The 5,635-nt window shown below is 70.7% G+C and carries 4 protein-coding genes; all 4 read left to right on the top strand.

The annotated features are described in order from the left end of the window. The coding region (locus IE321_RS40440) for a vitamin B12 dependent-methionine synthase activation domain-containing protein (RefSeq protein ID WP_308439756.1) at window positions 1-989 on the top strand (989 nt) is incomplete at its 5' end. A gap of 148 nt (window positions 990-1,137) precedes the next feature. Then, window positions 1,138-1,836: an HAD family hydrolase gene (locus IE321_RS40435; RefSeq protein ID WP_043230665.1), complete on the top strand. Its 699-nt coding sequence runs from the start codon at window positions 1,138-1,140 to the stop codon at window positions 1,834-1,836. Between the two features lie 515 nt (window positions 1,837-2,351). Beyond that, window positions 2,352-3,944 (top strand): ABC transporter substrate-binding protein, encoded by a 1,593-nt coding sequence (locus IE321_RS40430; RefSeq protein WP_190226623.1) that lies wholly within the window; start codon window positions 2,352-2,354, stop codon window positions 3,942-3,944. Between the two features lie 66 nt (window positions 3,945-4,010). Next, window positions 4,011-5,585 (top strand): ABC transporter substrate-binding protein, encoded by a 1,575-nt coding sequence (locus IE321_RS40425; RefSeq protein ID WP_190226622.1) that lies wholly within the window; start codon window positions 4,011-4,013, stop codon window positions 5,583-5,585. Window positions 5,586-5,635: the final 50 nt, after the last annotated feature.

Genomic DNA, 5,635 nt, shown 5'->3' with positions numbered 1-5,635 from the left:
AGGGCGAGGTCCGCTACGCCCGCGACGCCTTCGAGGGCCTGCGCCTCATGGACGCGCTCGTCGCCGTGAAGCGCGGCGTCCCCGGCGCCGTGCTCCCCGAGCTGAAGCAGCGCCGGGTCGCCAAGGGCACCGCGGCGCTCCAGGTCGACGAGCCCGAGCCCGGCGGCCGGTCCGACGTCGCCGTCGACAACCCCGTCCCCACCCCGCCGTTCTGGGGCACCCGCGTCGTCAAGGGCATCCCGCTCAAGGACTACGCCTCCTGGCTCGACGAGGGCGCCCTCTTCAAGGGCCAGTGGGGCCTCAAGCAGAACCGGGCCGGCGACGGGCCGACGTACGAGGAGCTGGTGGAGACCGAGGGCCGGCCGCGGCTGCGCGGCTGGCTGGAGCGGCTGCACACCGAGAACCTGCTCGAAGCGGCCGTGGTCCACGGCTACTTCCCGTGCGTCTCCAAGGGCGACGACCTGATCATCCTCGACGACGCGGGCAACGAGCGGACCCGCTTCTCCTTCCCCCGCCAGCGCCGCGGCCGCCGCCTCTGCCTCGCCGACTTCTTCCGCCCGGAGGAGTCCGGCGAGACCGACGTCGTCGGCCTCCAGGTCGTCACCGTCGGCTCCCGGATCGGCGAGGCCACCGCCGAGCTCTTCGCCTCCGACTCCTACCGCGACTACCTGGAGCTGCACGGCCTCTCCGTGCAGCTGGCCGAGGCCCTCGCCGAGTACTGGCACGCGCGCGTGCGGGCCGAACTCGGCTTCGGCGGCGAGGACCCGGACAAGGTCGAGGACATGTTCGACCTCAAGTACCGCGGTGCCCGCTTCTCCCTCGGCTACGGCGCCTGCCCGGACCTGGAGGACCGCGCCAAGATCGCCGAACTGCTCCGCCCGGAGCGGATCGGGGTGCACCTCTCCGAGGAGTTCCAGCTCCACCCCGAGCAGTCCACCGACGCCATCGTCCTCCACCACCCCGAGGCGAAGTACTTCAACGCCCGGTGAGCGTCCGGTGACCATCCGCTGACGCCGGGCGGCAAATATCCGCGCCGGCGGTGATCGGGACGTACACTGGTCGGTCCAGTGCAGGCCGGTCCTCCTCCCCGTACCGGGAGTGGGGCCGGCCTTTCGTCCCTCCATGGAGGTGTGCCGGATGACCAGTACGGTCCCCGCGTCCCTGTTCCGCGCCCATGGAAGCTCCGCCCTGCAGGCGGTCTTCCTCGACATGGACGGGACCCTCGTCGACACCGAGGGCTTCTGGTGGGACGCCGAGGTCGAGGTCTTCGCCGACCTCGGGCACCGCCTCGACGAGGCGTGGAAGCACGTCGTGGTCGGCGGCCCGATGACCCGCAGCGCCGGCTACCTGATCGAGTCCACCGGTGCCGACATCACCCTCGACGAGCTGACCGTGCTGCTCAACGAGAAGTTCGAACAGCGCATCACCCGAGGCGTCCCACTGATGCCCGGCGCCGAGCGGCTCCTCGCCGAACTGGCCCGGCACGCCATCCCCACCGCCCTGGTCTCCGCCTCCCACCGGCGGATCATCGACCGCGTCCTGGAGTCCGTCGGCCGCGACCGCTTCCACCTCACCGTCGCCGGCGACGAGGTCACCCGCACCAAGCCGCACCCGGAGCCGTACCTGACCGCCGCGCGCGGCGTCGGCGCCGACCCCGCCCTCTGCGCGGTCATCGAGGACACCGCGACCGGTGTCGCCGCCGCCGAGGCGGCCGGCTGCCGGGTCGTCGCCGTGCCCTCGGTCGCGCCGATCCCCTCGCTGCCCGGCCGGGTCGTGGTCCGCTCGCTCGAAGAGGTCGACGTGCCGTTCCTGAGGACCCTCGTCTCCGGAATCTGAGCTTTATCTGAGCTTTCCCGGGGCTTTCTCCGGGCCTTCCCCCGGACATTCGCCGAAGATCCCTTCCGGCGTCTTCCCTCACACCACCGCCGTGCAATTGGTTCAGGCCATCCCTTGAATGCGACCGCGTGACCTTGGTCACCCAGCGTGCTCGCCGAGGGGTGGCCTGACCTCGTTCCTTGCCCGGAATGCGGACGTCCACCGCCCCCTTGTGTCCCGATTCGCTCGGGACCGTCCGCCTCGCGCACCGCATGACTATCGAAGCGGCCGCATTCATGATCACCCTGCGATTACTCCCCACCGGCCACCCCGTCCGGCAATAGCGGCGCCGCCCACTAATCTTTCGCGAGTACTTCGCCGCAATCACCGCGTGCGCCGGCGCATACCCAAGTCGCCGAGAACACAGGACCGATCGCAACTTCCCGGCCCGATCGCTCCCGCCCCGACCGGGCGGCCGGCGGCGGAGTGTCGTCATGACCGCTGTACCCCAGGCCGGCTGAGGAGAACGTCCCTTGATGAACCGCAAGACCTTGGTGCTGCCGGCCCTGGCCGGACTGCTCGCCCCGCTGCTCGCCGCCTGCGGCACGGGAGGGGACGGCAGAGCCATCGTCGTCGGAACCACCGACCAGTTCGTCGCCACCGAGGAGGCACCCGCCCCCCTCGACCCGGCCTACGCGTACGACACCGGCGCGTGGAACATCCTGCGCCAGACCGTGCAGACCCTGGTCCACGTCCCCCGCGGCGGCGGCGACCCCGTGCCCGAGGCCGCCGAGAGCTGCGCCTTCACCGACACCGCCAGCGAGAGCTACCGCTGCGTCCTGCGCTCCGGCCTCACCTTCGCCGACGGCACCCCCGTCACCGCCGAGGACGTCAAGTACTCCGTCGACCGGGTCCGGAAGATCAAGTCCGACAACGGCGCCGCCGCCCTGCTGTCGACCGTCGACACCGTCGAGACCAAGGGCGACCGCGAGGTCGTCTTCCACCTCAACGCCCCCGACGCCACCTTCCCGTACAAGCTCTCCACCCCCGTCGCCGGCATCCTCAGCAAGGACAAGTACGCCGCCGACAAGCTCCGCGAGGGCTTCCAGGTCGACGGCTCCGGCCCCTACACCCTCAAGACCGAGCGCGACGGCGACCAGGCCACCCGCTTCGTCTTCTCCCGCAACCCCCGCTACAAGGGCGACATCACGCCCCGCAACGAGCAGGTGGAGCTCCGCGCCTACGCCGACGCCGGAGCCATGGGCAAGGCCCTGGAGAGCAAGGACATCGACATGATGGCCCGCTCCCTCTCCCAGGAGCAGATCCGCGACCTGACCGAGACCCCCACCGACGGCATCCGCGTCTCCGAGGTCCCCGGCCTGGAGATCCGCTACCTCGGCTTCAACACCAAGGCCCCCGCCGTCGAGGAGAAGGCCGTCCGCCAGGCCATGGCCGCCGTCATCGACCGCGGCGCCCTCGTCAACCGCGTGTACGGCCCCACCGCCGAGCCGCTCTACTCGCTGATCCCCTCCAGCATCAGCGGCCACGCCACCCCCTTCTACGAGGAGTACGGCGAGGGCGACCCCGGCCGCGCCGCCGGCATCCTGCGCAAGGCCGGCGTGAAGACCCCGGTCAAGATCACCCTCAACTACACCACCGACCACTACGGCGTCGAGACCGCCCAGGAGTTCGCGACGCTGAAGAACCAGCTCATCGCGAGCGAGCTCTTCGACGTCACCGTCAAGGGCACCGCCTGGTCCGAGTTCCGCCCTGCCCAGCGCCGCGGCGACTACGCCGTCTACGGCCTCGGCTGGTTCCCCGACTACCCGGACCCGGACAACTACGTCGCGCCCTTCCTCGACAGCGACAACTTCCTCGGCACCCCGTACGTCAACGAGACCGTCCGCGACCAGCTCATCCCGCGGTCCCGCCGCCAGGCCGACCGCACCGCCGCGACCCCCGACTACCACCGGATCCAGAAGATCGTCGCCCAGGACGTGCCCGTCCTGCCGCTCTGGCAGGGCAAGCAGTACGTCGCCGCCCGCGACGACATCAACGGTGTCGAGTACGCCCTCAACACCTCTTCGGACCTGCTGCTCTGGGAGCTGAGCCGCGGCACCACCGCCTGACCCCTTCGTTGTACCGGCCGCGCGCCACGCGCGGCCGGCCTGGCAAGAGATCATGAGGCAAGTTCTGTGAAGACGCACCACAAGTGGCTGACCGCCCCGCTCGCCGCGGGCCTCTCCGCCGCCCTCCTCGGCGGCTGCGGCACCGAGCAGGGCCAGGGCTCCGACACGTCCGACGCCATCCGCGTCGGCATGTCCGACGAGATCCTGGCGACCGACCCGGCCGCCGGCTACGACCCCGGCTCCTGGCTGCTGTTCAACAACGTCTTCCAGTCCCTCCTCGCCTTCCCCAGGGGCGGCTCGCTGCCCGAGCCCGAGGCCGCCGACAAGTGCGGCTTCGACGACGGCAGCACCGTCTACACCTGCACGCTCCGCCCGGGCCTGACGTTCTCCAACGGCAACCCGCTCACCTCCGCGGACGTCAAGTTCTCCTTCGAGCGCGCCCTGAAGATCGCCGACCCCTCCGGCCCGGCCCCGCTGCTCTCCACCATCGACACCATCGAGACCCCCGACGAGCGGACCGTCGTCTTCCGCCTCACGGTCCCGGACGCCACCTTCCCCAGCAAGATCGCCTCCGGCGCCGGCTCCATCGTCGACCACCGCGAGTACCCCGCCGACGCGCTGCGCACCGACGGCAAGGCCGTCGGCTCCGGCCCGTACAAGCTGGACTCCTTCGGCGACAGCGAGGCCGTCTTCTCCGCCAACACCGGCTACCGGGGCACCGCGGAGCGCCGCAACGACAAGATCGCCCTCAAGCTCTTCAAGGGCGACCGCGCCGCCCTCGCCAAGGCGTTCACCGACGGCGACGTCGACGTCGCCTACCGAGGACTCTCCGCCGCCGACATCACCACCCTGGAGACCTCCAGCGAGCACCGCGACGTCCAGATCGTCCAGGGCGGCAGCGCCGAGGTCCAGCACCTCGTCTTCAACATGAAGGACCCCGTCGCCGGCAAGCTCGCCGTCCGCAAGGCGATAGCCCACCTCGTCGACCGCGACGCCCTCGTCGAGGACGTCTACCAGTCGACCGCGACCCCGCTCTACTCGATCGTCCCGGCCGGCATCAACGGCCACAACACCGCCTTCTTCGACACCTACGGCGGCCCCGACAAGGCCAAGGCCAAGCAGGCGCTGCGCGCCGGCGGCATCAAGGACAAGGTCACCCTCACCCTCTGGTCCACCCCCAGCCGCTACGGCCCCTCCACCGACGCCGAGCTCAAGGCCATCGCCGCCCAGCTCAACGCCAGCGGCCTCTTCTCCGCCGACGTGAAGTCCGTCCCCTTCGAGCAGTACGAGAAGGACATCGCCGCCGGCAAGTACGGCGTCTACGTCAAGGGCTGGGTCCCCGACTACCCCGACGCCGACAACTTCACCGCCCCGTTCTTCGGCGAGGGCAACGTCCTCGCCAACCACTACGAGAACAAGACGATCACCGGCACCCTCCTGCCGAAGACCGCCGCCACCGCCGACCGCTCCGCCACCGACAAGGAGTACGGCGCCCTCCAGGACGCCGTCGCCGAGGACCTCCCCCTCCTCCCGCTCTGGCAGGGCAAGCAGTACGCCGTCACCCGCGACGGCGTCACCGGCCTCGAATGGACCCTCGACGCCTCGACCGTCTTCCGCTTCTGGGAGATCCGCAAGAGCTGACCCCCGTCCCCCGGGTACGGCGGAGGGCCCGGCGCGCATCCCGCGCGCCG

It is taken from the genome of Streptomyces hydrogenans, from assembly GCF_014656075.1.
GTDB lineage: Bacteria > Actinomycetota > Actinomycetes > Streptomycetales > Streptomycetaceae > Streptomyces > Streptomyces hydrogenans.
This window is presented reverse-complemented; position numbering and strand designations above follow the sequence as displayed.

Coding starts and splice junctions, on each gene's coding strand:
- IE321_RS40435 (WP_043230665.1), top strand. CDS start 1,138: ATGACCAGTACGGTCCCCGCGTCCCTGTTCCGCGCCCATGGAAGCTCC.
- IE321_RS40430 (WP_190226623.1), top strand. CDS start 2,352: ATGAACCGCAAGACCTTGGTGCTGCCGGCCCTGGCCGGACTGCTCGCC.